This is a genomic window from Polaribacter sp. (assembly GCF_965656025.1).
GTDB lineage: Bacteria > Bacteroidota > Bacteroidia > Flavobacteriales > Flavobacteriaceae > Polaribacter.
In genome coordinates, this window is sequence record NZ_CBFHJT010000026.1 from 35,816 (window position 1) to 38,145 (window position 2,330).

General features: G+C 33.0%; 2 protein-coding genes. Both read right to left on the minus strand.

From position 1 onward, the window contains the following. On the minus strand, nucleotides 1-1,820 hold a 1,820-nt coding region (locus ACTG3S_RS06885), incomplete at its 3' end, for an alpha-L-arabinofuranosidase C-terminal domain-containing protein (RefSeq protein ID WP_439128626.1). Nucleotides 1,821-1,832: 12 nt separating this feature from the next. Beyond that, on the minus strand, nucleotides 1,833-2,330 hold a 498-nt coding region (locus ACTG3S_RS06890; RefSeq protein ID WP_439128627.1), incomplete at its 5' end, for a family 43 glycosylhydrolase.

Consider the following 2,330-nt stretch of genomic DNA (forward strand, 5'->3'; position numbering starts at 1 on the left):
CTTTTTACATCTTCACTTGTATTAACAACTTTGATAATTAAATCATCAGATTTTGAGTCCTTAACTGCAGAAGCATATATTTGATTTTTTCCTATTACCGGTTTTCCACCTTCTGTTATTTTTAATAAGTCAGTTCCAGAGTTGGTGCTAAATAATTTTTGTACTTGATAATTTGGTGTTTGGTAAGATTCTAAATTGTTGAACCAAATAAGGTCTGGTGCCCATTGCCAACCTTCTTCATGAGCCATTAGTGGTGCATAAGCCGTTAAGTGAACAACATCTGCATTTCGTTCTAAACCAGTCATAAATGCAGCTTCAGATAAAGCTGAGTTCCAATTATTCTCTAAAGGACCATCTTTAACTCCTTTAGGATGTGCAGCATATTCACCTGCAAACACCTTTACGCCTTCACGTTCATAACTATCATATCTATCAGCATTATTTTTAAACCATTCTGGGGATCTGTAATAGTGCTCATCAGCTAAATCTACATTAAGTTTTTTCAATTGCTCCCATCCATATTCAAACATATCTCCATCTGAAAAAGGACCTGGAGTTGAAACTAAAATAAGATCAGGATATTTTTCACTAATCGCTTTTGCAAAAATTTTATAACGTTCAAAATATTCTGGTCCCCATTGCTCATTTCCAATACCTAAATATTTCATATTAAAAGGCTTTGGATGCCCCATTTCAGCTCTTAATTTTCCCCAAGGAGTTTCAATACTTCCATTGGCAAATTCAACTAAATCTAGTGCCTCTTGTACGTAGGGACCTAAATTTTCAAGAGGAACTAATTCTCCAGTGTTAAACTGACAAGCCATACCACAACCTAAAATTGGTATTGGTTCTGCTCCTAAATCTTCTGACAATTGAAAATATTCAAAAAAACCAAGACCAAAACTTTGATAGTAATCATGAGCTGGTCTGTGATCAAATAAATTATTCCATCTATTAATTAATAATTCACGCTCACCTACTGGACCTACCGTTTTTTGCCATTGATAACGCTGAGCTAAACTACGACCTTCAACAATACAACCTCCAGGAAAACGAAGAAAACCAGGGTCTAAACCATCTAAAAGTTCAACTAAATCTTTTCTCAACCCTTTTTTTCTACCTTTCCAAGTATCTTGTGGGAATAGGGAAATCATATCTAAATCGATACTTCCATTACCTTCAAAAGTGATTTTTAATTGTGCTTTTGCTTCAGTTTTGTTAGGCTCTAAAACTGCCTCATACGTTTTCCAATCTCCTTTTGAGGGTTTAAATTTAGTTTCTGCAAGAACAACTCCAGTAGAATCTACCAACGAAAAGTTGATACTTTGTATACCCTCATTATTAGCCATCATTACAGAAAGGTCATACTTTTTACCTCCATGCAATCCTATTCCACGAAAACCTTCGTTTAGTAATTCATAATTTTTATAATTATACACTACTGTATGGCTGTGCTTTTTATTGCCTCCATTAGGATTTACATAATTGGTGATTTTAGCAAAACCCGAGTTTTTGTTTAACGATGGTCTAAAACTATTTGGCTGTTTCCAGCCCATTTTTGCATCAGGAAATTCAAAGGATCTATTCTTTATAAGTTCTGCATATATACCACCATCTGCTGAAAAATTGATATCTTCAAAGAAAATACCATACATCGTTGGCTGAATTTTAATATCAGTATCCTTAAGGTCTAATACCAAATCAATGACATCTGAACTTTTTTCTTTATCTGAATTTATTTTGTTCTCATTTTTACAACTGTAAAAAAAAGTAATCCCTAAAATTAACAGAAGTAATTTTTTAATAATTGATGTTTTCATATTGATGTTTTTTTAATAAAATTCAAAAATTGGTTTTCCTAATTCGTCAAATTGGACTTCCATTACTCTAGCATGACGATTTGGATCGTATAATGGATCTGTTATAATTTCTTCTAATGGTCTTGTATCTGTTTTTGGAACAAATTCTGGATCACCAACCGCATTTTCATAATCTCTAGCGTGATAAATACTTATTGGTTTTCCATCATCATCTACAGTAAAACTATTGTGTCCTGGACCAAATATTTTCTTTTCATAATTAGTTTCCAATACTGGATATCTTGATTTTTTCCAAGAATTTCTATCTAATAAATCTGCATTTTCATCTGCTTCCATTAAGCCCATGCAATAACAGGCTCCTGTTGCACTTGCTGAAAATGTGATGTAAATTTTTCCTTTATTTTTAATCACTGCTGGACCTTCATTTACCCAAAAATCAATACGCTCCCAATCGTAATCTGGTGTAGTTAGCATAAATTGTACTGTTTTTAGTTTAATTGGTGATTCCAT